Origin of the sequence: Sphingobium sp. BHU LFT2 (assembly GCF_018604485.1) — a bacterium.
GTDB lineage: Bacteria > Pseudomonadota > Alphaproteobacteria > Sphingomonadales > Sphingomonadaceae > Sphingobium > Sphingobium yanoikuyae_A.
On the sequence record NZ_JAFCGW010000029.1, the window covers coordinates 1 to 23628 of the forward strand.

Below are 23628 nucleotides of genomic sequence, written 5' to 3' on the forward strand. Positions count from 1 at the left end.
GTGTTCGATTACATCGAGATGTTCTACAATCCGGTCCGCAAGCAGGTCAGGAACGGGATGCTGTCCCCCGCACAGTTCGAACGGCAGCAGATTTTAAAAGCAGAAGGCGTCTAGAAAACTAGGGGCTACTCAAGTTGACACCCTGCTAGAAGGATTAGAGCCTGAGCCGGATGCGGTTCGGTCACTAGCCAACTATATTCGTTCGGTAATGTCTATAACGGAGATATCTTTCGACAATCTCGCTGTAGCAATGCTGGAACCACAGCAGCATGTGCCAGTATCGATCCCCCTTCTTTCAGACATAATGCAATAGCTATGGGCGCACCGAAAGGGTCGCAGAACGCTCGAGACCACCAGAACTCGCTCATGGCGGTACCATTGGAACTAATGAACCAGTAGATAAATAAGCTGGAACGATCGCAGATGAGATTTGCGAACATATCCGAACTCGCAAAGTATATTTCTCCACATGTCAACGTCAGTTCAGGGGGGCTTCTTCGGAATAAATCATACCGTGCACTTATAGAGAATACGTTTTACAGACAGAACGGTCTGAAGCCGCAAACAATTCGAGAAACGTCCGACTTGGAGATCTCGCATGGCGTTATCGCAAACCAAAATCTCGAAATTCATCAGCTAAAAAATGACGTTAAACGGTTAAGAAAATTCACGGTCCACAATCCGAACCGGGTTGCGCCCCAAGATAAGCAATTCGAGGATCGGTCGGAATCGATCGATAACCTTTGCAGATGTTTATCAATTTTACTCGATAGCGTCAGCACTCTGGGATTTGCGCTTTCAGACGAAGGGATCGTGAACACCGCTGCCCGTCCAGGAAGCCGGCTGATCGTTCCCAAAATTCTTCTGTCCGACATCCAAGCTTGGTGTGCGAAAGGCGTTGACGGGTGAACCCGGGCGGGGTGGGATTCGAACCCACGGTGGGCGCGAACCCACGGCGGTTTTCAAGACCGCTGCCTTAAACCACTCGGCCACCCGTCCAAACGCGGCGTTCCTAGAATCAAGAGATAGAAATAGCCAGCCCAAATTGATTTCCCAAGCGCCGCTAAGCGGCAGTGTCATCATCTCCATCCTCGAACTGCTTCCCAAGAACTGGCCCGCTAAGGAGGATCAACACCAAGCCGCCTGATCCGTGGCCTGCGCTCCAGCCCTTATCCCGGTTGAGCCCCATGGCCGATCTGCCGCACAGGTTACGCGAGAATATGGTCCTCTATGGGCCCTCTTGGCCAATGTCGGGATCGCCATCGCCAAATTCGTGGCGGCGGCGATCAGTGGCTCTTCGTCCATGCTGACCGAGGGGGTCCACTCGCTGGTCGACAGCGGCAACCAGGTCCTGCTGCTCTATGGCCAGGAAAAGGCCAGGCACCCGGCCGACGCCACCCACCCCTTCGGCTATGGCCGCGAACTCTATTTCTGGGCTTTCGTCGTCGCCATCCTGATCTTTGCCGTCGGCGCTGGCGTCTCGATCTATGAGGGCTGGCTACATATTGCCGAGCCTGAGCCGTTGCGAGACCCGACGATCAATTATGTGGTGCTGGCGGTCGCGGTCCTGCTCGAGGGAACAAGCTGGGCCATCGCGGTGCGCGAGTTCAACGGCAAGAGGGGCTCAAGCAGCTGGTGGCAATCGATCCGCCGATCCAAGGATCCGGCCGGCTTCATCGTCCTGTTCGAGGACAGTGCGGCGCTAATCGGCCTTGGCATTGCGGGCATCGGAGTCTGGGCCAGTCATCATTATGCCGACCCACGGATCGATGGCGTCGCATCGATCCGTGGGTCTCATCCTGGCCGGGGTCGCCATGCTGCTCGCGCGCGAAGCCAAGAGGCTGCTGATCGGCGAAAGTGCCGATCCGGCGATCATTTCGGCGTTATGGGCCATTTTGGACAAGCGACCACAGATCAGCGCGGTCAATCATGTGCGCACGATCCACACCGCGCCCGATGCCGTGTTCGTGGCGATCAGTGCACATTATGACATCCAGCCGTAGAAATTGGCTGCTATCGACCGCAATGTTCGCGATGGCAACGACTGCCACAGGCGCTCTCGCGCAGACCTCGGCACCGGCCGACATCGCCCAACCTGCAGCAGAGCCCGAACAGGGCGAGGCAGCCGCCATCATCGTGACCGGATCACGCATCCGGCGCGATCCGGTGGATATACCCTCGCCGGTGACCGCGCTCGACAGTGCCGATCTGGCCCGTACCGGCCTGTCTTCGATTGGCGACATCTTGCAACGACTTCCGGGCAGCGCTGGCGGGCTCAATTCCCGCTTCAACCGAAGCGGCAACAATGGCAATCCGCCCGATGGTGGCGGCGTTGGCGCGGGATCGGCCGAGGTTGACCTGCGGTATCTGGGTAGCCGGCGGACGCTGGTGCTGGTCGACGGGCTGCGCTTCATCAACGGCGCATCCGCCAGCGGCATTCCCGGCGCGGTTGATCTCAATGCCATTCCGGAAGGCAGCATCGAGCGGGTCGAAGTGCTGCGGGACGGCGCGTCGACCACCTATGGTTCCGATGCGATCGCCGGCGTGGTCAACATCATCACCAAAACGCGCCAGAAGGGCTTTCTCGCCTCGGCCCAGGTCGGCGCCTATGATGAAGGCGACGGCGTAACCCAGAATTACAATATCAGCTGGGGCGCGCAGGATGAGGAACATGGTGTGTCGCTGGTCGTGGGCGGCAACTATACCAAGCAGGGCAGCGTGTTTGCCAGCGACCGCCCCTATTATAGTTTCCCTGTCCCCGGAGCCACTGCCTGTACCGCCACCTGTAGCGGCACCACGCCCAATGGTCGCTTTCGGATCATCAACCCCAATGGCGGCGGCACGCTCGACCTGACATTGCGTAATGCGCCGATTTCGGGTGTACCGGTCTTTGACCCAACAGATCCCTATAACAGCCCGGACTTCAAGCGGTTCGAGACGGCGGATCGCTTCAACTACCGTCCGGTCAACTATCTGCTCACGCCCAATGAGCGGATCGGCGCGTTCGTCAATTTCAAGGGCGAAGTCAGCGACGCCTTCTATGTAGCGGCCAAGCTCATCTATAATCGCCGCACTTCGGTGAACCAGGCCGCCTATGTCCCGGTGTCTATCGGTCCTGATGCCGGTAACGGGAATGGCAGCCTGCTCGACCGGATATCGATCGATGTCACCAATCCCTACAACCCGTTCGGTTACACGCTGACGGCTGGCGGCGACGGCGTTGCGCCGAACTATAATGCGATCTCGCGGCGTTTCGTGGAGGCCGGCCCACGCCGGTTCAGCCAGGAAGTCAACACGATGTACGCCAATCTGACCCTCGGCGGCGAGTTCAAGCTGGGCCAGGGAACGTGGTATTGGGACATCAATGGCGTCTATTCCGTCAACAGCTCCAAGCAGGTGATGACCGGCAACATCAATGCCGCCCGGCTTGCCCAGGCGCTCGGTCCTGTCTCGGAATGCACCGGTGAATGCGTGCCCTTCAATATTTTCGGTGGCCTGGGCACGATCACGCCGGAAATGCTTGCTTATGTTAGCTTCGTCCAGCGTGATCGCAGTTCGCAGGAACTGGGTGATATTTCCGCCAATCTCTCCGGCTCGCTGTTCGATCTTCCCGGCGGGCCGCTGGGGGTTGCGATCGGCTATGAATATCGCCACCAGTTCGGCTCCTTCGATCCCGACCCCGTGGTGGCAGCGGGCCTGAGTTCCGACATTCCCGCTCTCCCCAGCCGCGGTTCGTTTAACGTCCATGAGGTCTATGGCGAGCTCAACGCGCCCTTGTTGCGCGACACGCCTTTCTTCAACCTGCTCGAGGCATCCTTCGCGGCTCGCTATTCGGACTATTCGACGAGCGGCAGCAAGGCGACGATGAAGGCGGGCCTCAGCTGGAAGCCGGTCGAGGATCTGCGTCTGCGCGGCACCTGGGCGCAGGGCTTCCGCGCGCCCAGCATTGGCGAACTTTATGGCGCCCTGTCGCGCTTCGATGGCGCGGCCAGCGGCATTGTCGATCCATGCTCGGACCTCAACTCGGTAACCAACCAGACGACACACACCGTCTGCCTTGCGCAGGGCGTTCCGGCCAATGGCAGCTACATCGCCAGTGGCACCGGCTTCGGGCTGCTGACCGGGGGCAATCGCGACCTCAAGCCGGAAACGTCGGTGAGTTGGGTGCTGGGCGGTGTCTATTCGGCCGGCTGGGCACGTGACAGCGGCTTCGCACAGGCCTTGTCGCTCGAGGTCGATTATTACACGATCAAGGTAGATGACGCGATCGGCGTTCCCGATCCCAACGTGCTGGTCGACAGCTGCTACAATCGTGGCGACGCCCTTGCATGTTCGGCCTTCAGCCGGACCGCCTCGGGCGCGATCGCGCAGGTTCGCGGTACGTTGCAGAATCTGTCGACGATCCGCAGCGAAGGGATCGATGTTACCTTCAACTATCGATCCCCTCCCGTGTGGGGCGGCAGCTTCGGCCTGAGCGTGTCGAACAATTTCCTGTTGAACTATTCGATCGAGGTGCCAACCACCACCGGCACGCTGACAACACATTATGAGGGAACCGAGACCGGATCACCTCAGGCCTATCCTCGATACAAGGGGACGGCCGTGCTCGACTTCTCCTCGAACAGCTTTAACGCCTCTCTCACCGGTCGCTATATTTCCAAGGTAACCGAGCCCGCTGCGAACGCCTATAGTGTGATGGACAGCATCCTCTATCTCGATGCCCAGATCGGCTTCACGCCAAGTTTCCTCAACGACGCGTTCACGGTCACGCTCGGGGTCAATAATCTGCTCGGCACGAGGGCGCCGGATTGCCTGTCATGCGGCAGCTTCGATCCCACGACCTACGACATGCCCGACCAGTTCGGCTACGCGCGCGTAGCGGTCAAGTTCTGAACAACCGCAAGCGACGGGGCTGCCTACTGGCCCCGTCGCCATATTTTCGCCTGACCGATCAGTTCCAGTCGAAGTGGAATGACGATGCTATCCTTGTTCATCCGCTGGGGAATGGCTTGCCTCATGGCGGTGGCTTTGCCTTTCTCGCCTGCCCTGTCGAACGAAATGCCGAGCATTGCGATCGGTGCCGACGGTCATCGCACATTGATGGTCGATGGACGCCCCTATTTCGTGCTTGCGGCACAACTTCATAATAGCAGTGCCTGGCCGGCCGTGCTCGATGAAGCCTGGGCTCAAGCCCTGAAGATGTCACCCAATACAATTGAGGCACCCATCTACTGGGAGCAATTTGAGCCTTCCCCCGGGCATTATGACACGCGCAATATCGATGCGCTGATCGCAAAGGCGCGCTCCACGAATAAGCGCCTTATCCTGCTGTGGTTTGGCACATGGAAAAATGGCGAAAACCATTATGTTCCGACATGGATGCGGGACAATCCGGAACGCTACCCGCGCATGCTGGATGAAAAAGGCGAACCGATCGATGTCCAAAGTCCGTTCAGCACGAACAACCGGGAGGCGGATATACAAGCCTATGTCGCATTTCTTCGCCACCTCAAGAAGGTCGATGGAGAGAGACATACGGTTATCATGGTGCAGGTTGAAAATGAGCCTGGTTCGCTCGGCAGCGTTCGCGACCATGGCTCGGAAGCCGAAGCAGCATTTAAATCGGCGGCACCGGCAGATCTGATCCGAACACTCGGCAAACCGGCGGGGTCATGGCGTGAAGCCTTCGGTCCGCAGGCCGACGAAGCTTTCGCCGCCTGGTCGACTGCCAGCTTCATCGAACAGGTGGCCTCAGCGGGGCGCGCCGCCTATCCGCTTCCGGTCTATGTCAATTGCTGGATGCGCTACAAGGGCTTCAAGTATCCCGGCATCGACTATCCCAGCGGCGGCCCGATATGGTCGATGCTCGACCTGTGGAAGGCGGCAGCGCCAAGCATCGACCTTATCGGCACGGACATCTACACCAACAATCCTGGTGAATATCAGCGCGTGCTTGATCAATATGCCCGCGCCGACAATCCGTCCTGGGTATCGGAAACCGAGTTCAGCACGAAGACGGCGCCCTATCTTTACTATGTGCTTGCGCGAGGCGGCATCGGCTTTTCGGTTTTTGGCATCGACAAAAGTGACCCGACAGCTGAGCAGGCCGCAGCGATGGCCGCACATGCCGAGAATTTCGCACTGCTCGATCCGATCCGCGATATCATCGGGCAAGCGGCCGCGGACCACCGTCTGCATGCGGCGGTTGAAGAACCCGGCAAGGCACAGCAATCACTCACGCTCGCGGATGGCTGGCGCGCGTTGGTTTCGTTCGGTCCGCCGCCATGGGGCGATACGCCCGGAATCGTTTCCAATTCGCCGGATATGTCGGGTCGCGTCTTCATCGTTCAAACGGCCAAGGAGGAATGGCTGGTCGGCGGAACGAACGTTCGCGTCGAGTTTGTCCGGGCCGATCAACGGCGGGGCCAGGTGCTGCGTGTCGAAGACGGGGCCTATGAAGCCGGCACATGGACAATGCGTCGATGGTTGAACGGCGATGAGACTGATTTTGGGATAAACTTCACCAAATCAAAGATGGTGCGTGTCCAAACCGGGATCTATTAGCGTGCCTTTCGGCATGATCCTTTGTGTCCCGTTGTGGTCATTGACCAGTAGTATCCATCACTCCGGAATCAGGCATTGGTTGTAGATGAATCACCATATCTCCAGAGCACATGCCATGAAGACGGTAAAATTGTTTGCGATTCCAGCTGCGCTCGTCTCTTCCGCCTCCGCGATTTGCGGCGTTAAGAGCGGAGCCGTCGACAGCATTTTAACGAATCTCGATTTGACGAGCTTCCCAAATTCTACCGGCCCACGACGCGCCTCTGGAAAGAAGACATTTTCCGACTACGGATTTTCCGTGATCAGAAAGAACAGGCTCAGCGCATCTATGGAAATGGGCTCGCATGAGTGGGCCATGTCATTCGATGTGCTATCGATGACAGATAGCCAGATAACGATCTGTTTCAGAGACCGAGCACAAAACGGTGGGAGCTATAATGCCATATCCGCACTCTCGTTATCGAAATCCCCCGGAGGAATGTGGATAGGGAAGCGATTGAAGGGCTCTCTTCCAAACTGCCGCGACGCCCGTGTGGATTGAGAGGCACGGCACGAAGCGACCCAAATCAGACCTTCAGCCTCAGTTTTTCGATCCCGAAGTGCAGCCCGTCCGCTTTCCCGTTCGGGATGCCCAAGTCTGGCCGTAAGCAGAACGGCGGGTTTGGCTTTCTGGCAGGGAGATAGCTGCCATAGTCAAGCCCGTTGACGTTCGAGTTTGACTGCCTACTCCTGCCCCTCTTGCGGCCGTATCGATGCGCGCTGAAATGTAAAAAGTAGCAATTGAATGCCGAGGCCATTTGATGTTTCGGCACGGCGAACTACGGTGAGCGTCAACACGCCATTGGCATGGACGGGCCGGGCACATCACCACCCTTCTCTCGCCAGATTTGCACGTTTGCCAGAACGACTGCATATCGCTACTAATGCAAATGGTTCGCAAAATGTAGAAAAATGGGCGCTATGCTGCGCTGTTCTCAAGGCGCATTAAAGTGGGTCATTCGAAATTTCAGTTTGACCAGCTAGCCGGGCAAAGGGGCAATCTTGTCCAATATGCCCGTAAAATCACCGGTGATCGTGATAACGCTGAAGAGGTTGTACAAGAGGCGTATGTTCGCTTCGGTGAAATGGCGACTAGGCAGTCGCCGGACAATCCCGGTGGTTATCTTGAACTCATCGCTGAAATTGGGCTTCCCCATCGTCGTCTCCTGTCCTCAAAATTAGGATAGAAGGCGTCCAGAAATCTAGGGGCTACTCATACCAAACTTCGATACTTATCTACCAAGCCCAATATCCCGTCGCTTCTCTCCGACCTTAATTCGCAGAGCCCAAACCTTTGATTTCCCCTCTAGCCTGACATGCAAGCCTTCGCAGCGTTCACCGCCGACCATGACCCGCCGATTGCCGCGCTGGTTCGGTTTTAATGCTTCAACGGCACTCGCCGTCAGCGGCTTGATTTGCAAAGGCACAATTGATTCCTGGCCAACTTCCCGGCCAACATAAAATCCTAAATGCGTCTAGCCGTCAAGGCACACCATGAGACCGTCATTCTATCTAAATAGCTGTATATTAAAGCATTTGTGAACGTTATGGAACTTTCCGATACCTCGACAAAGCGGACACCGCTTCCGCCCCCCCTCATGGCAGCAACCTGACCAAGGCCGACCGACGGCTGGGGCAACTACTGCCACTTCGTCGCCCCAGATGACCAAATAAACGGCTCCATTCGGGTCTGCTAAGATCGAACCAAGCAGTGGGGGGGGCGTGCGGCGTGCCTTGGCGTTCAGAAGCAAATAGCCCTGTTGTTGACCCATGAGTATATCTCATAGGTCGTGGCCGACCCCAATGTGCCCATACGCGCCGACGATGCCTAATTCCCGTATCGCCATCTTCTCCAGCACCAATGGCCAAATTTCAAACCTTTAGCATTGCCAATAGGAGCAGCGGCCACCGCCTCTCCCTTCATACCGGGGTAGAAAAACTTTTTTGTCTACCAATTCCGTTATCTTTAGCCCGCCCCTCGTCCAATAGTCCGACAAAATGGGTCCTCTGTCGTGCATCGTCTTACCAGCGCCGTCTTCCTGCTTCTCTCTACGACATCCACCTTCGCCCAGGCGCAAGACCAATCCACGCCGCAAGCCACTCAGGAAGGGGCAACGGAACGCTCCGACATCGTCGTCACCGGCATCCGCAAGAGCCTGGCCGACGCGCTGGCAGTGAAGCGCCAGTCCGCGCAGGTCGTCGACGTCATCTCGGCCGAGGATGTCGGCAAGTTCCCCGACAAGAATATTGGTGAAGCGCTCCAGCGCGTGACCGGCGTCCAGATCACCCGCGGCGGCGGTGAGGGCCAGGCGATCACCATTCGCGGCGCCGATCCATCACTCAACCGGGTCGAGATCAACGGCCAGTCTGCCCTCTCGACCTCGATCGCTGCAGCCGCAGGGAATGGCAGCAACCGCGCGGTCGACTTCCGCGACCTGCCCGCCGAATTCGTCTCGCGCCTTGAAGTGCTCAAGTCCGCCACGCCCGACATGACTGAAGGCGGCCTGGGCGGCACGGTACGGATCATCACGCGCCGCCCGTTCGATGCGAAGGAAGGCTATCTGGCCGGGTCGGCACAGGGCATCTACAATGAACTGGCGGACAAGGTGGATCCCAAATTCGCGCTGATCGGCTCCAAGCTGTTCGCGCATGACACGATCGGCGTGCTGCTTTCGGGCACCTATGAAGATCGCACCATCCGCTACGATCAGGCGCGCACCACCGGCTGGCGCCAGGTGGAAACGACGCAGCCGGCGACGCCCGCCAGCCAGAACTGCCTGTCGGGTCGCAACCAGGCCCGCTGCGTCGACCTCGACGGCAGCGGCTTTGGCGATTTCTACCCGGACATTCCGCGCTACATCACAGCGACCGAGCCGACCAAGCGCTATGCCCTCAATGGCATCGTCGAATGGCGCCCGGACGATAATTTCAAGGCCTATGTCGAGGGCACCTTTACCAAGAGCAATACGCGATCAGACGACCAGTATCTGCAACTCTCCACCACCCAGTCGGTGGCCAATGGCGGGATCGACCCGACCGGCGTCGTGATCCGCGACGAAACGGCCCAGACCGTCACCTTCGTGAACAACAGCGCCGCCGGGACCGGCCCCAGCGTCAATTATCGCAGCGTCATCGGCGGGCTGCGCCGTCGCACCTTCAACGGCATCGTCGGCGCCGAATGGCAGGTCGGCAAGGTCAAGCTGTCGGCCCGCGGCACCTATGCCGCATCGCGCGTCTTCAATGATGAGGTCGACGTGACCGCGTCAGTCTCCGGCAAGGACGCCCTGCCCTGGATCACCATCGACTATGACAATCCGCAGCATGCGCCCAACATCATCCTGCCGATCGACACCACCACGACCCAGGGCATCAACACGCTGTCCGTCGAGGCGCGGCCCCGCCTCAACCGCCAGCAGGAACAAGGCGCCAAATTCGACGCCGAATATCGCCCCGACAATGACGGCCTGCTGACATCGCTGAAGGGCGGCATCGAACAGAACAGGCTGGTATCGAGCAGCCGCTTCAGCAACGCGGTCTATACGCTGAACGGCATCACCGGCCAGACGACCCTGACCCGGTCGGGCATCAGCGGCACGCAGGTTCTGGCGACCACGACACCCGCCGCCCAGCTCGCGACAATCCAGAGCCTGCTCAACAATTATGGCGGCATGGGCGACGGCAGCTTCTTCAAGACTGGCGATCTGGGCTTTTCCGGCATCGACCGCTGGTGGAACCTGGGCGATGACCTCGCCAAGGCGATCGGCATTCCCGATCCCTATACCAGCATCTCGCCGCTCGACACCTATCGGGTGAAGGAAGAAACCATCGCCGGCTATGGTCAGGCCGCGTTCAAGGCCGATCTGGGCTTCGACCTGTCGGGCGTGTTCGGCGCGCGCCTGGTCCACACCCGCACCATATCGACCGGCAGCCAGAGCAGCGGCGGCGTCATTACGCCCGCCCGCTATACCGGCGAATATACCGTGCTGCTACCGTCCGCTAACCTGCGTGCCGAACTCGTCCCCAACAGGCTGGTGGTGCGCGCTACAGCGTCCGACGTGCTTGCCCGCCCTGCTCCTTCGCAAATGGCGCCCAATGTCCGGCTGGACCCCGTCGGCCTGACCGGATCGCGCGGCAATCCGGGGCTAAAGCCCTATCGGGCCTGGCAATATGATCTGGGCGTCGAATATTATATCTCGCGCACCAATTATCTGTCGGTCACGGCCTTCCGCAAGGACATCAAGTCCTTCATCGACACCGACAGCCGTGAGGAGGAAATTGACGGGCAAGTCTACACCATTCGCCTGCCGGTCAACGGCACTCAGCATGTCACCATCCAGGGCGTGGAGGCCGGCGTGCAACTGGGCCTCGATTTCCTGCCCGGTATATTGAGCCATTTGGGGGTGATCGCCAACTATACCTACAACAAGGACAAGGGCTATGAAGGGCGTGATTATTTCACCAATGCCAGCCTGCCCTTCCCCGGCGTGTCGCGGAACAGCTATAATGCCTCGCTCTTCTATGATGATGGGCGCTTCGCCATTCGCGGATCCTATAACTGGCGCAGCCGCTATCTGATCAACGCGGTCGATCGCGGCAACAATCCGTCCTTTGGGGAAGCGTTCGGCCAGTTGGACGGGTCAGCCAGCTATGTCGTCAACCCGCATGTCTCGCTGTTCCTGGAGGGCGTCAATCTGACCGATTCCACCCGGATCGAGAATGCCAACAGCATCTATCGCCGCAATGTCATCGAAACCTATGGCCGCCGCATCTATTTCGGCGTCCGGGCAAAGCTGTGACGCGGCGCGATACGCTGGCAGGCCTGGCGGGGGCTATGCTCCTGCCGGCCTTTGCCCGTGCCGCAACCGGCCGTCTGCTGCATCGGGACGATTTCCGGCATGGGCTGGGCCAATGGCAGATCGAAGCCGAAAAGCCCGCCACCGTGCGCGCGCAGGGCGGGCTGCTCGATATCGAAGCCCCCGCCGGGCTTACCCTGTGGTTCCGCCCGCTGCTCTACGGGCCTCTCGAAATCCGCTATCGGGCGCAGGCCGTGTCACATGGCGGACCGCATGATCGGGTGAGCGACCTCAACTGCTTCTGGATGGCCAACGCCCCCGCAGTGCCAGACGGCGATGTCCTGGCCCGACCGCGCAGCGGCAAGTTCGAGGAATATGACAGTCTGCAGACCTATTATGTCGGGCTGGGCGGCAACGGCAACAGCACCACCCGCTTTCGCCGCTATGTCGGCCGCGCCGGCGAGCGACCACTCTTGCCGGAAAATGACCGGCGCGGGTCCGAAGACATGCTGGTCGCCAATCGCTGGCAGGATATCGTCCTGACCGCAGACGGGAACGAGATCACCTTCTTGCGCGATGGCCAGCGACTGTTCGCCTTTAAGGACGATCATCCCTACACCCGTGGCCACTTCGCCCTGCGCACCACCGCCAGCCATCTGAAAATCCGCGACTTCACCGTTCGCGCACTTCGCTGACCCAAGGAAACCGCATGCCCCTCTCCCGCCGCGCCCTGCTCCAGTCCAGCCTATTGGGTGGCGCCGTGCTCGCCCTACCGACACCAGCGCGCGCCGCGAAGGCGCTGCCGACAACGAATGTGCATTGGCTGGACGGAAGCCCGCCAGCCTGGGACGGCGGCCAAAGTTGGGGCACGCCCTGGCCCCGCGGCACGCTGCGCGGGACGGACAGGCTTCAGGTGCATGGTGCAGATGGTGCCATCTTGCCGCTGCAAAGCTGGCCACTGGCCTATTGGCCGGACGGAACGATCAAATGGAGCGGCCATGCGCTGCCGGCGATGATCGACAGAGCCCCCTCCCATGTCTCGATCGGCATCGGACGCAATCCGGCTCCAGCGCATCCTGTCCGCGTCGAACAGCAGGCCGATGCCGTGCTGGTGCATGTTGGCGCGACATCCTGGCGCCTGCCGCGCACGGGCAGCGCCATCATCGCCGCAGCTGAGCAGGATGGCCAACCCCTGCTGCGCAATGTCCATCTGCTGGCCAGCGTCCAGAATGCGGCGTCCGACGAGGAATCGGAAAATCTGTCGATCCAGCGCTATACCAGTCGGATCGACGCGCTGACCGTCGAACAAAGCGGTCCGGTCCGTGCCGTCGTCAAGGTAGAGGGCAGTCATGCCGACAACGGCCGCCAATGGCTGCCCTTCAGCCTGCGCCTCTATTTCACCGCCGACAGTCCGGCCGTCCGCATCGTCCACAGCTTCATTTGGGATGGCGACGCCGATCGCGATTTCCTGCGCGGTCTGGGCATCCGGGCGCAGGTACCGATGGCCGCGCCCTTGCACGATCGACATGTCCGCATCGCCACCGACGATGGCCTGTTCAGTGAAGCGGTGCGACCGCTCACGGGCCTGCGCCGCGATGTCGGCGAAGCCTTTCGTCAGGCACAGATTGACGGACGCGCGACGCCATCGGTCGACACGCTGCCGGATCGTCTGCGCCAGTTGCTCGACAGCATACCCGCATGGGGCGATTTCCGGCTGTTCCAGGGCAATGCCCAGGGTTTCACCCTGACCAAGCGCACCCGCAAGGGGCGTGCGCCGATCCAGTCGCTGGAAGGCGATCGTGCCCGCGGGCTGGCCTATGTCGGCACGCCATCGGGCGGCGCGGCGATCGGCATGGCCGATTTCTGGAAACGCCATCCGGTCCAGCTCGACATTGACGGCGCGGCGGGGGACGCGGCCGACCTGACCGCATGGCTGCATGCACCAGACGCGCCTGCCATGGACATGCGCTCCTATCGCGATGTGCTGGGGATGACCGATTATGCTCGCCAGAATGACGGGCTGGACATGACCTATGAGGATTATGAACCCGGCTGGGATCAGGCCAAAGGCATCGCCCGCACCAATGAATTATGGCTCTGGGCGCTGCCCGCGACGCCCAATGCCGCAACGCTGGACAGCTATGCAGCCCAGGTGGCCCGCCCCGCCCGGTTGCAGGTCCAGCCGGATCGCATTCATGCCGCCGGCGTGTTCGGCGATTGGGCGCCGCGCGCGACCAGTGGCGCCCTGTCCCTGGCGATCGAGCGACAGAATGACCTGCTGATTGATCATTATCGCGACGAGATTGACCGGCGCCACTGGTATGGTTTCTGGAACCATGGCGACGTGATGCACAGCTATGACAGCGACCGGCATCAATGGCGCTACGACATTGGCGGCTATGCCTGGGACAATAGCGAATTGTCGACCGACCTGTGGTTCTGGTACAGCTATTTGCGATCAGGCCGGGCAGACATATTCCGCATGGCGGAAGCGATGACCCGCCACACAGGCGAGGTCGACGTCTATCATGCCGGCCCCTGGGCCGGCCTTGGCACGCGCCACGGCGTCCAGCACTGGAGTGATAGCAGCAAGCAGCCGCGCGTATCCAATGCTGCCTATCGCCGCATTTTCTATTATCTGACCGGCGACGAACGGGTCGGCGACCTGATGCGGGCGCTGGTCCATTCCGACCGCGTGCTGCAACATGTGGATATTGGCCGCAAGGTTGCCGATCGGGCGCCGGAATCGCTGCCACCCGGCGGCGTCGGCGCCGTCGTCAAACCCGCAGGATTGCCGGACGGCGTGATCCAACTGTCCTTCGGCACAAGCTGGGGCAGCCTGGTCGCCGCCTGGTTTACCGAGTGGGAAAGGACCGGCGACCACCGCTGGCGCGACCGCATCCTGGCCGGCATGGACAGCATCGCCGCCCTGCCCCGCCAATGGCGGGCCGGCGGCGCCAACTTCGATTTGGCCAGCGGCCGCTTCGTATCCGGCGGCGACCATGTCAGCGTCAGCCACCTCAATGCCGTCTTCGGCATTGTCGAAATCATGGCCGAACTTCTGCCGCTGGTCGATGCCCCCGCCTATCGCACCGCATGGATCGATTATTGCAAATGGTACAACGCCCCCGCCGACCAATGGGAAAGGCGTTTTGGCGAAGCGCCGCGCGGCCATAATCTGCGCCAGGCCCATTCGCGCCTGACCGCCTATGCCGCGCACGCGTTGCAGGACACGGCGCTGGCAGCGCGCGCCTGGAACGAGTTTCAGGATGGCGAACTGAAACCGGGCCTGGCGACCATCCAGGCGGGCGACGGCATCGTGGAAATCCCCGGCCTGTCGACAAATGGCGCAGCCCAATGGGGGCTGGCAGCAATCCAGAATCTGGCCCTGGTCCCGCCAGATTGAACATCTCGATCAACGACCGATAAATTGCGACAATGATAAAAAAGGAAAAATCATAAATAGATAATATTCACCTATTCAATCTTACAATTCAAATGACGCCATAGTCATTTGATACAGATCACGGGACATATCTAAAAAAACATCACCAGCCACGTTTACCAACGAGAGCGGTGAATGACGATAATATCGCAAAGTCATGCGGACGGTTTCTCGCACCCGGCGCTACGGCGCCATCGCATCCATGATGTCCCCCGCGATGGCGATGCGCCACGGCTGCATGCGGACGCGGCCCGGCGCACAGTTCGGGACGAACGGCTGCACCGCAAGCAGCAACTGGCCGCGTCGCTGCGCCTGCTGGCCCAGCATGGCGTCGAGCCTGGCCTGGCCGGCCATCTGAGCGCCCGCGACCCTGAACATGTGGACCATTTCTGGGTCAATCCGGTCGGCGTCCCCTTTTCCCATATTCGGGTATCGGACCTGCTGCGGATCGACAGCGACGGGCGGGTCGTCGAGGGCGACGGGCCAGTCAACATCTCCGGCATCCCCTATCATCATGCCGTCCAGCGTGCCCGGCCGGACGTCGTCGGGATCGTCCATGCCCATAGTTTCCACGCCAAGACCTGGTCCGCCTTCCGGCAACCGGTCGAGCCGATCATCGCCGACCTCGCCGCCTTCCATGAGGATCAGGTGGTCTTCGTGCCCGACCGGTCGTTGGATGCCGCTACGGGGCGTGATGCCGTCGCGCAGCAGTTCGTCCAGTCACTGGGTGACCGCAACATCCTGCTCTGGGCCAATCATGGCCACTGGACCGTCGGCAACAGTGTGGAAAGTGCGGCCTGGCGCTTCATCGCCTATGAAAGCGCCGCCCGCGTGCAACTGACGGCACGGGCCGCCGGAGCACCGATCATCGATCCACCGTCCCAGCTTCCCTCTCCCGACCAGCGGGAAGGATGGGCCTGGCTCAGCTTTCTGCCCTATTGGGACGAGATCGTCCGCGCGCAGCCCGATCTGCTGGACTGATGAGCGCCCAGCTTTACTCCCGGCGGGCGCTGCTGGCCGGCGCCGGCGCCCTGACGCTGGCCGGATGCGGTGCGGTCACGGAACGGGCATTGTCCGACGTGACCCTGAGCGTCTGGCGCTACAAGACGACGGCCGGCAATTTCATGGCGGCGGCAGGACAGGCCGACACGCCATACCAGGTCCGCTATGTCGACCTGCCCGGCGGCCCTCTGGTGCTCAATGCCTATGCCGCCGGTGCGCTCGACTATGCCTATATGAGCGAAATTCCACCGGCTTTCGCGCTGCAGTCAGGCACGCCGCTCAGGCTGATCGCCACCCACCAGGGCGATGTGAACAATAGCGGCGTGCTGGTGGTGAAGGGATCAAGCGCACGGCAATTTCCCGACCTTCGCGGACGCACCATCGCCTACACGCCCAACACCAACAATCATTATTATCTGCTCAAACTGCTCGAAGCGCATGATCTGCGCCTGTCCGACGTGCAGGCCGTCGGCCTGCCCGCCAACGACGCCAATGCCGCTTTCACGCGTGGTCATGTCGAAGCGATCGTCACCGGCGGCATTTCCGCCCTGTTGACCGAAAGCCTGCTCGGCGGACGCTGGATCGTCCGATCGGTCGCCGGTCTCTATTCGGGCAATTTCTGCATCTCTGCCCATCCGACCGCGCTGGCCGATCCGCTCAAGCGAGCGGCGATCCGCGACTATCTGCGCCGGGAACAGGCGACCTGGCAATGGATCGACCGAAACCCGGAACGCTGGGCGGCGCTGTCGGCAACGCTCAGTAGCCAGCCCGCCGCCCTGTTCCAGCGCCTGGCCCGCGAGGCAAGCCGGCCTGCCCTGATCGTCCCGCCCGCCAAGGCCGCCATCGCAAGCCTGCAGCATGTCGCCGACGATCTCGCCCGCTTCGCGCTGGTGCGGGATCGCCACGACCTGTCGGCGCTGTGGGAACCGGGCCTGATCTGATTGGGCCGACCGTCACGAACATCTAAAAAAGGGGGAATTTATGCGGCATGATATCAGCCGGTCGATTTTTGGCGCGCGACTTCAGTTATGGCTTTCCACGGCAACCCTGGCCGCGGTCGGGATCGGTTCGTCGGCACTTGCGCAGGAACGGCCTGTCCCGGCCCCAGCCCCAGCCCCAAACGATGCCAATGCCGAGGGGACGATCGTCGTCGTCGGCAACCGCAGCCGCGCGACCACCGCGCTTGAAAGCCCGGTGCCGATCGACGTGATCGACGAAAGCCAGTTGGCGACATTGGGGGCAAACAGTTCGCTGCGCGACGCGCTGGGCGTATTGTTGCCCAGCTTCAACTCGCTGACCGTCAGTTCCTCATCCTGGAACAGCGTTGCGCGCCCGGCGGGCCTGCGCGGCCTGGGCGGTTCGCATGTGCTGGTGCTGGTGAATGGCAAGCGGCGCCACAACAGCTCACTGCTCAACCTGTCGACCGGCAGCGTCGACCAGGGCGCCAATTCCGTCGATATCGACCTGATCCCGGCGGCAGCGATCAAGCGGATCGAGGTGCTGCGCGACGGCGCCGCCGCCCAATATGGATCGGACGCGATCGCCGGCGTCATCAACATCGTGCTCAAGGATGACGACCATGGCGGCACGCTGACCGTGAACGGCGGCAAGCGCTACAGCTATCGCGGCAATTCCGATGGGCGCAATATCGAGGCAGGTGGCAATATCGGCTTCAAGCTGGGGCCGGACGGGTTCGTCAACATCGCCGCCAGCGCCAAGGACAATAATCATGCCCGCCGCGCCATTCCCGCGACCGGCGCCTTCTATTATCCGCTGGCCAACGGCCAGCCCGATCCGCGCGAAAGCCGAGACAAGACGGTGTTCACCGGCGGACTGCCCGACCTGCGCGCCCTGACGATCCTCTATAATGCGGAACTGCCGCTTTCGCCGGCCGCAACCCTCTATTCCTCCTCGACCTGGTCGACCCGCGAAGCGATCATCGGGCAGAATTTCCGCCGCCCCAATTCCACCAATGCAGTGCTGTCCATCTATCCCGATGGCTATGCGCCCAACTACACGCTGGACGAGAATGATTTCCAGATCCTCGCCGGCATCAAGGGCGAAGCGGGTGGCTGGAGCTGGGATCTGTCCAGCACCTATGGCGAGAACCGGTCGAAAAACGGCTCTACGGAGAGCCTCAACGCCTCCTTGGGCGATGCAAGCCCAACGCAATTCTGGACCTTCACCGCAAAATTCGCCCAGTGGACCAACAATCTCGATATTTCCAAGGGCGTGGATATCGGCCTTGCCGAACCGCTGAAAATCTCTTTCGGCGCCGAGCATCGCTATGAGCGCTTCCAGACCATCGCCGGCGACCCGGAAGCCTATGCCAACGGCCTCTATCAATATCCCGCTGGCACGCCGCTGGCCGGCCGCTATGCCACCATCGGCGCCCAGGGGGCGATCGTGCTTACGCCCGAGGATGCCGCCAAGCTCAGCCGTAACAGCTATGCCGCCTATGTCGACCTGGGCATCAATCCGGTGCCGCGCTGGTTCATTGGGCTGGCTGGTCGGGCCGAACATTATGACGACAGCGCCGGCGACACGCTGAACGGCAAGTTCACCACCCGCTACGACTTCACCGATCATTTTGCGATCCGCGGCACGATCAGCAACGGCTTCCGCGCGCCATCGCTGGCCCAGTCCGCCTTTGCCCAGACATCGAACCAATATACCACCGTCAACGGTGTCCAGACCTTCATCACCGCCAAGTCGGTGCGGCCCGGCACGCCGATCGGCGACGCGCTCGGCGCTAAGCCGCTGACGCCGGAGAAATCCTTCAACCTGAGCGCCGGCTTCACCTACAGGCTGGGCACGCGCTTCAACCTGTCGGTCGACGCCTATCAGATCAAGCTGGACGATCGCATCGCCCAGACTGGTTATCTGACCGGCGCGGGCGTCAGCGCGATCCTGGTCGCGAACGGCTTCGACCCCAATTATTCGGTGCGCTATTTCGCCAATGCGATCGACACCCGGACCCGCGGTGTCGAAGCCGTGGCCAACTATCTGCAGCCGCTGGGCGAGGACAAGTCGATCCGCTTCACGCTCGGCTACAACTACAACAAGACCAAGATCACGCATGTGGCCGACAACCCGCCGGAACTGGCGGCGCTCAACCTCACCTTGTTCGACCGTCAGGCGCAGGGCTATATCGCCGGCAACCTGCCCCGATCCAAACTGATCCTGGGACAGGATCTCAAGCTCGGCAATCTCCAGCTCAACCTGCGCGAGACCCGCTACGCCAAGGTCGCCTTCCTCGGCACGACGGCCGCGACCGACCAGTTCTACGGCGCCAAGTGGATCGCGGACATCGACCTGTCCTTCCAGGCGACCCGCAATATCAACGTCGCGATCGGCGCGAACAATTTCTTCGATACCTATCCCGACAAGAATACGCTGCCGGATACCAACGGCTTCCCGCCCTATCCGGCCCAGTCCCCGTTCGGCTTCTATGGCGGCTATTATTATGGCCGCCTGTCCTTCAGCTTCTGATGGAGACGCAGGCATGACCCACCCCTCCGGCACGCTCAAGCTCGGCGCCTTCCTGTCGGGGCACGGCTCGCATAATGCGAGCTGGCGTCTGCCGGAGGCAGATGTCGATGCCTCGCGCAGCTTTGCCCCCTATGCCCGCGTCGCGCAGAAGCTGGAACAGGGACTGTTCGACGCGATCTTCCTCAACGACAGCGTCGCCATTCCCGATCTCGACGCGGACTCGCTGGCTCGTTCGGCGCAGGGGATGCGTTGGGACCCGTTGACGCTGCTACCCGCCCTGGCCGTGGTCACCAGCCGGATCGGCCTGATCAGCACGGCCAACACCACCTATAACGAACCCTATACGCTGGCCCGCCGCCTCGCCTCGCTCGATCATCTGAGCGCGGGACGGGCCGGCTGGAACCTGGTCACGTCGCTCGGCGGCGGCGAGAATTTCAACCGGGAGGATCATGTCCTGCATGCCCAGCGCTATCAGCGCGCGGAGGAGTTTTTCGACGTCATCACGGGCCTGTGGGACAGTTGGGAGGATGACGCCTTCGTCCAGGACAAGCAGAGCGGCATCTGGGCCGATCCTGCCAAGCTCCACCGGCTGGATCACAAGGGCACCCATTTTTCGGTGCAGGGACCGCTCAACGCAGCCCGCCCGATCCAGGGCTATCCGGTTATTGCCCAGGCCGGATCATCCGATGACGGGCGCGAACTCGCGGCACGGACAGCGGAGATCATCTTCACCGCCGCCCAGACGCTCGACGAGGCGCTGGCCTTTGGCGCGGACATCACCGCCCGCCTCGGCCGCCATGGTCGCAAGCGCAGTGATGTGCGCATCCTGCCCGGCATATCGGTCTATGTCGGCCAGGATGCCGAGGAAGCCCGTGCCCGCTACGAAGCGCTTCAGGATCTGCTCGATCCGGTTTCTGCGCTCAAGGGCATATCCCGCTTCGTCAATATCGGCATCGACCTGTGGACGTTGCCGCTGGATGAGCCGGTCGTGCTGCCCGCCGCGATCCCGGTCACCAACACGCACAAGAGCCGCCAGCAACTGGTGATCGACCTGATCCGCCGCGAACAGCCGACCGTGCGCCAATTGCTGCGCAAGATGGTCGCCGGCGGGCATCGCATCCTGTTCGGCAGCGCGCGCGACATCGCCGATGATTTCGAACATTGGTTCCATGCTGGCGCGGCCGACGGGTTCAACATCATGTTCCCCGACCTGCATGGATCGGTCGACCGTTTCGTCGATGAGGTCGTCCCCGAACTGCAGCGGCGCGGTCTGTTCCGCACCGCCTATGAGGGCGCCACGCTGCGCGACAATCTGGGCCTAGAACGCCCAGGCAACCGCTTCACCCGTCCTTCGGCCGTGGCGGCTGTCAGGAACTGAGCGGCGCTTCATTTCCAAAATCTTAGAACAAGGAACCGGACATGTCCCAGCCCTATGACCCGATCGACCAGCATTGGGCCGATCTTCTCTCCCCCGGCCGCCGGCAATTGCTGCGCGCCGGCGGACTGGCGGCTGCCGGTGGCCTGATCGGGGCGCCGGCCTTTGCCGCCGCTCCTGCGCCCTCTCCCGCGGCCATCGCCGCCCATACGGGCAAGAGCCCCTGGGGCTATGCCACCACCACGGAACCGACACCCCGCCCCCTGGCGGTGCGCCCCGGCGAGGAGCATGGTCTGCCCGATCGGCCCCGCGCCTATACCGATATCAAGAGCTATCACGCCCATATCTATTTCGATGAGGATAGTTACGAGAAGGCAGTGCGCATCCGGCAATGGACGGCGGAACGCTTTGCGGTGGAGCTGGGCAACTGGAATGCGGAGCCGCGCGGTCCGCATGTCACGCCGTCCTTCTATTTCGGCTTCGGCACCGACCTGCAGCCGCTGATCCTGCCCTGGCTCCAGCTAAACAGTTTGGGCCTGACCATATTGGTCCATCCCAATACCGACGATCCGCGCGCCGACCATCTCCATTATGCGCTGTGGGTGAACCGGTCGCAGCCGGTGAATGCCTATGGCATGAAGAAGCCGGACCTTGCGGCTGGCGAGCCGGCGGTCGAGCAAATCTATCCCAATACCCGGCCGACGGTCGCGATCGAGCGTAGCTGATGGGCGCTGCGAGGGAACAAGCCGGCCGGCATTATGCCATCGTCGGCGGCAGCAGCGGCATCGGTCTTGCGCTGGCGAAATTGCTGGTCGCGCGCGGCGACAGGGTGCTGATCGGCGGGCGATCGCCCGACCGGCTGTCCGGCGCCATCGCGATATTGGGGGAGCAGGCCGCCGCCCGCCCCATCGACATCGGCGATCGCGCATCGATCGCGGCCTTCTTCGCCGATGTGCCGGCGCTCGACGGATTATTCACCCCGGCCGCCAGCTATCGCACCGGGGCCTTTCGTGACGGCGATGTTGACACAAGCGAAGCGCTGTTCGACGCCAAATTCTGGGGGCAATATTGGACCGTCCACGCGGCCCTTCCGGTGTTGAAACAGACAGCATCGATCCTGCTGATGTCGGGTGCGGCCTCGGTCCGACCGATCGGCGCGCCGGCCTATGCCGCCTGCAATGCAGCGCTGGAGGGATTGGCGCGCGGCCTTGCGTTCGAATTGTCCCCGATCCGGGTCAATTGCCTGTCGCCCGGCACAACCGACAGCGACCTGTGGCGGGGGCGCCCCGCACCTCAGCGTGAGGCCGCCTACGCCCATTGGAACGAACTTTGCCTGACCGGGCGCCCCGCCCATGTCGAGGAACAGGCTCAGGCGGCCCTGTTCCTGCTCGACAATGGCAATATGACCGGCGCCACCTTGTTCTGCGATGGCGGCTATAGTTTCCGCTAGGCAATGTCCGTGTCCGCCCGTCGCGCGGCATAACGGCGCGCAGCAATCTCCGCCCCTTCGCGCAACAAGGGGCCGAGTTGCCAGAAGTCCTGCAGATGCGGTGCCTCTGGCGGTGCATCGCGATCCCAGCCATAATCATGGCGCAGCCGCCCGACTTGCCCCATGGCCAGCGCCTCAACGGCGGACAGGCCCGGTTCGCCCTCCTGCTCGGGCGCGACATAGAGGGCATCGGCCGGGCAATAAAGCTCGCACATGAAACAGGTCTGGCACTGATCCAGCCGTGCGATCAGCGGCACGCCATCGGTTCCGGCGTCGAAGACATGGGTGGGACAGGCCGCAACACAGGCCTGGCAACCGGTGCAGCGCTCTGCGAATATCTGCGCGATCATGCGGCGATCTCCTGCGCTGCGGGCCGTTCCGGACGGGTCCAGACGTGATCCAGCCCTGCGACCAGCAAGCGGCTCTGCTGCGCCGGATCGGTCCCCGGCCGGTCGATGCGCATATGCATGCCGCGACTTTCATCGCGCGCCAGCGCCGCCGCCACGATCCAGCGCGCGCACGCCGCCATCGCCGCCTGTTCGCGCAAGGCCACCGCACCCAGGCCCTCCGCGCGGCCATGATCCGCGATCGTGCGCCAGACGGCCTCGACCGCATCCCGGTGCCGCACAAGCTTGTCCGCGCAGCGCCAGAGCGCCGCATCATAGCCGATGGTGGCGGCCTGGATGATCGGCAGACCCTCACCGGCGTCGGGAAGCCGTGCAGTGGAAGCGGGCCGCAGGCCTGCCGTGCCGGCCGCCAGCACCGGCGTGTCGCCTCGTCGTCCGGTCCGACGTGCATGGGCCGCCGCAGCGGCGCCGGCGATCCGGCCGGAGGTGAGCGCCCAGGCGGCATTTTGCGCGCCGCCGCCGCTCGTCGCCCCGGCGACCAGTTCGCGCGTGGCGCTGTCACCCGCCGCATAGAGATTGGGGACGTTGGTCTCGCAGCCGGCACCGACGATCTGCAGCCCGCCGGTGCCGCGGACCGTGCCTTCGCCGAATAGTCGCACCGGGAAGCGATCGCGGAACAGATCGATCCCCTTGCGCTCGAACGGCGCGAGCGAGGCTGGCTGGATACGACGCAAGCCTTGTTTCAGAGCGTCCGGCGCGTCGGACAGGTCGGCCAATACCGGTCCAGCCTCCAGCGCACGAGCCAGGGCGCGCAGATGCGCCGCCTCCCCGCTCATCGGTGGCGGCACATCCAGTTCGCGGCCTTCGGCATCGAAGAAGCGGGCCGCGAAATAGGGCAGCGTCCGGGTCGAATTCCAGTGATTGGGACCACCGGTCGCCGTGACGCCGCTCGTCCCGACAAAACCCTTATCCACCAGCAGCACCTCAGCGCCCGCCTGTGCCGCCATGATCGCTGCCCAGCAGGCGGCCATGCCACCGCCGATGATCAGGACATCGGCGCTGCGCGTGATCGGCGCGGCTTC

Annotated in this window: 17 protein-coding genes, 1 tRNA gene and 1 pseudogene; 16 read left to right on the plus strand and 3 right to left on the minus strand. The window is 62.0% G+C overall.

The window, feature by feature from the left end; genetic code table 11:
- Both JQK15_RS25065 and JQK15_RS25070 read left to right on the plus strand, forming a co-directional pair.
- The coding region (locus JQK15_RS25065) for an IS3 family transposase (RefSeq protein ID WP_214869118.1) at positions 1 to 114 on the plus strand (114 nt) is incomplete at its 5' end.
- Between the two features lie 309 nt (positions 115 to 423).
- On the plus strand, positions 424 to 909 hold the full coding sequence (locus JQK15_RS25070) for a hypothetical protein (RefSeq protein WP_214869090.1): 486 nt from the start codon (positions 424 to 426) through the stop codon (positions 907 to 909).
- Positions 910 to 912: 3 nt separating this feature from the next.
- On the opposite strand, the gene JQK15_RS25075 is transcribed toward JQK15_RS25070, so the two are convergent.
- Positions 913 to 999 (minus strand) — tRNA-Ser (locus JQK15_RS25075).
- A 188-nt stretch (positions 1000 to 1187) separates the two neighbouring features.
- On the opposite strand from JQK15_RS25075, the pseudogene JQK15_RS25080 reads away from it, so the two are divergent.
- From JQK15_RS25080 to JQK15_RS25145, 14 genes and pseudogenes are all read left to right on the plus strand, one after another.
- Positions 1188 to 1988: pseudogene (locus tag JQK15_RS25080) on the plus strand (cation diffusion facilitator family transporter); the annotation flags it as partial.
- 46 nt (positions 1989 to 2034) lie between these two features.
- Positions 2035 to 4893: a TonB-dependent receptor plug domain-containing protein gene (locus tag JQK15_RS25085; RefSeq protein ID WP_251008040.1), complete on the plus strand. Its 2859-nt coding sequence runs from the start codon at positions 2035 to 2037 to the stop codon at positions 4891 to 4893.
- 78 nt (positions 4894 to 4971) lie between these two features.
- The gene (locus JQK15_RS25090; RefSeq protein ID WP_214869092.1) at positions 4972 to 6564 is read left to right on the plus strand and encodes a DUF5597 domain-containing protein; all 1593 of its coding nucleotides are present in this window, start codon (positions 4972 to 4974) and stop codon (positions 6562 to 6564) included.
- Between the two features lie 85 nt (positions 6565 to 6649).
- The gene (locus tag JQK15_RS25095) at positions 6650 to 7105 is read left to right on the plus strand and encodes a hypothetical protein (protein WP_214869094.1); all 456 of its coding nucleotides are present in this window, start codon (positions 6650 to 6652) and stop codon (positions 7103 to 7105) included.
- A gap of 448 nt (positions 7106 to 7553) precedes the next feature.
- Positions 7554 to 7790, plus strand: a complete 237-nt coding sequence (locus JQK15_RS25100) for a sigma factor (RefSeq protein WP_214869096.1) — start codon at positions 7554 to 7556, stop codon at positions 7788 to 7790.
- Positions 7791 to 8615: 825 nt separating this feature from the next.
- A complete protein-coding gene (locus JQK15_RS25105) occupies positions 8616 to 11399 on the plus strand; it encodes a TonB-dependent receptor (protein WP_214869098.1) in 2784 nt (927 codons plus the stop codon).
- A gap of 35 nt (positions 11400 to 11434) precedes the next feature.
- Entirely contained in the window at positions 11435 to 12091 is a 657-nt protein-coding gene (locus JQK15_RS25110; RefSeq protein ID WP_214869100.1) for a DUF6250 domain-containing protein, read from the plus strand.
- 14 nt (positions 12092 to 12105) lie between these two features.
- Complete coding sequence (locus JQK15_RS25115) at positions 12106 to 14802, plus strand: exo-rhamnogalacturonan lyase family protein (protein WP_214869102.1); 2697 nt, start codon at positions 12106 to 12108, stop codon at positions 14800 to 14802.
- Between the two features lie 174 nt (positions 14803 to 14976).
- On the plus strand, positions 14977 to 15822 hold the full coding sequence (locus tag JQK15_RS25120) for a class II aldolase/adducin family protein (protein ID WP_081331559.1): 846 nt from the start codon (positions 14977 to 14979) through the stop codon (positions 15820 to 15822).
- Positions 15822 to 16784 (plus strand): ABC transporter substrate-binding protein, encoded by a 963-nt coding sequence (locus tag JQK15_RS25125; protein WP_214869105.1) that lies wholly within the window; start codon positions 15822 to 15824, stop codon positions 16782 to 16784. Before JQK15_RS25120 ends, JQK15_RS25125 begins: the two co-directional genes overlap by 1 nt.
- Before the next feature lie 40 nt (positions 16785 to 16824).
- Positions 16825 to 19335 (plus strand): TonB-dependent receptor plug domain-containing protein, encoded by a 2511-nt coding sequence (locus tag JQK15_RS25130; RefSeq protein WP_214869107.1) that lies wholly within the window; start codon positions 16825 to 16827, stop codon positions 19333 to 19335.
- 13 nt (positions 19336 to 19348) lie between these two features.
- On the plus strand, positions 19349 to 20713 hold the full coding sequence (locus JQK15_RS25135) for an LLM class flavin-dependent oxidoreductase (protein ID WP_214869109.1): 1365 nt from the start codon (positions 19349 to 19351) through the stop codon (positions 20711 to 20713).
- A 41-nt stretch (positions 20714 to 20754) separates the two neighbouring features.
- Positions 20755 to 21435, plus strand: a complete 681-nt coding sequence (locus JQK15_RS25140) for a DOPA 4,5-dioxygenase family protein (protein ID WP_214869110.1) — start codon at positions 20755 to 20757, stop codon at positions 21433 to 21435.
- Entirely contained in the window at positions 21435 to 22160 is a 726-nt protein-coding gene (locus JQK15_RS25145) for an SDR family oxidoreductase (protein ID WP_214869112.1), read from the plus strand. Before JQK15_RS25140 ends, JQK15_RS25145 begins: the two co-directional genes overlap by 1 nt.
- Here JQK15_RS25145 and JQK15_RS25150 read toward each other — a convergent pair.
- Together JQK15_RS25150 and JQK15_RS25155 are read right to left on the minus strand one after the other, a co-directional pair.
- Entirely contained in the window at positions 22157 to 22549 is a 393-nt protein-coding gene (locus JQK15_RS25150; RefSeq protein ID WP_214869114.1) for a 4Fe-4S dicluster domain-containing protein, read from the minus strand. The two genes, JQK15_RS25145 and JQK15_RS25150, sit on opposite strands and share 4 nt — an antisense overlap.
- Positions 22546 to 23628 (minus strand): FAD-dependent oxidoreductase (locus tag JQK15_RS25155; protein ID WP_214869116.1); only part of this gene is annotated, 1083 nt, incomplete at its 5' end. The genes JQK15_RS25150 and JQK15_RS25155, both read right to left, overlap by 4 nt.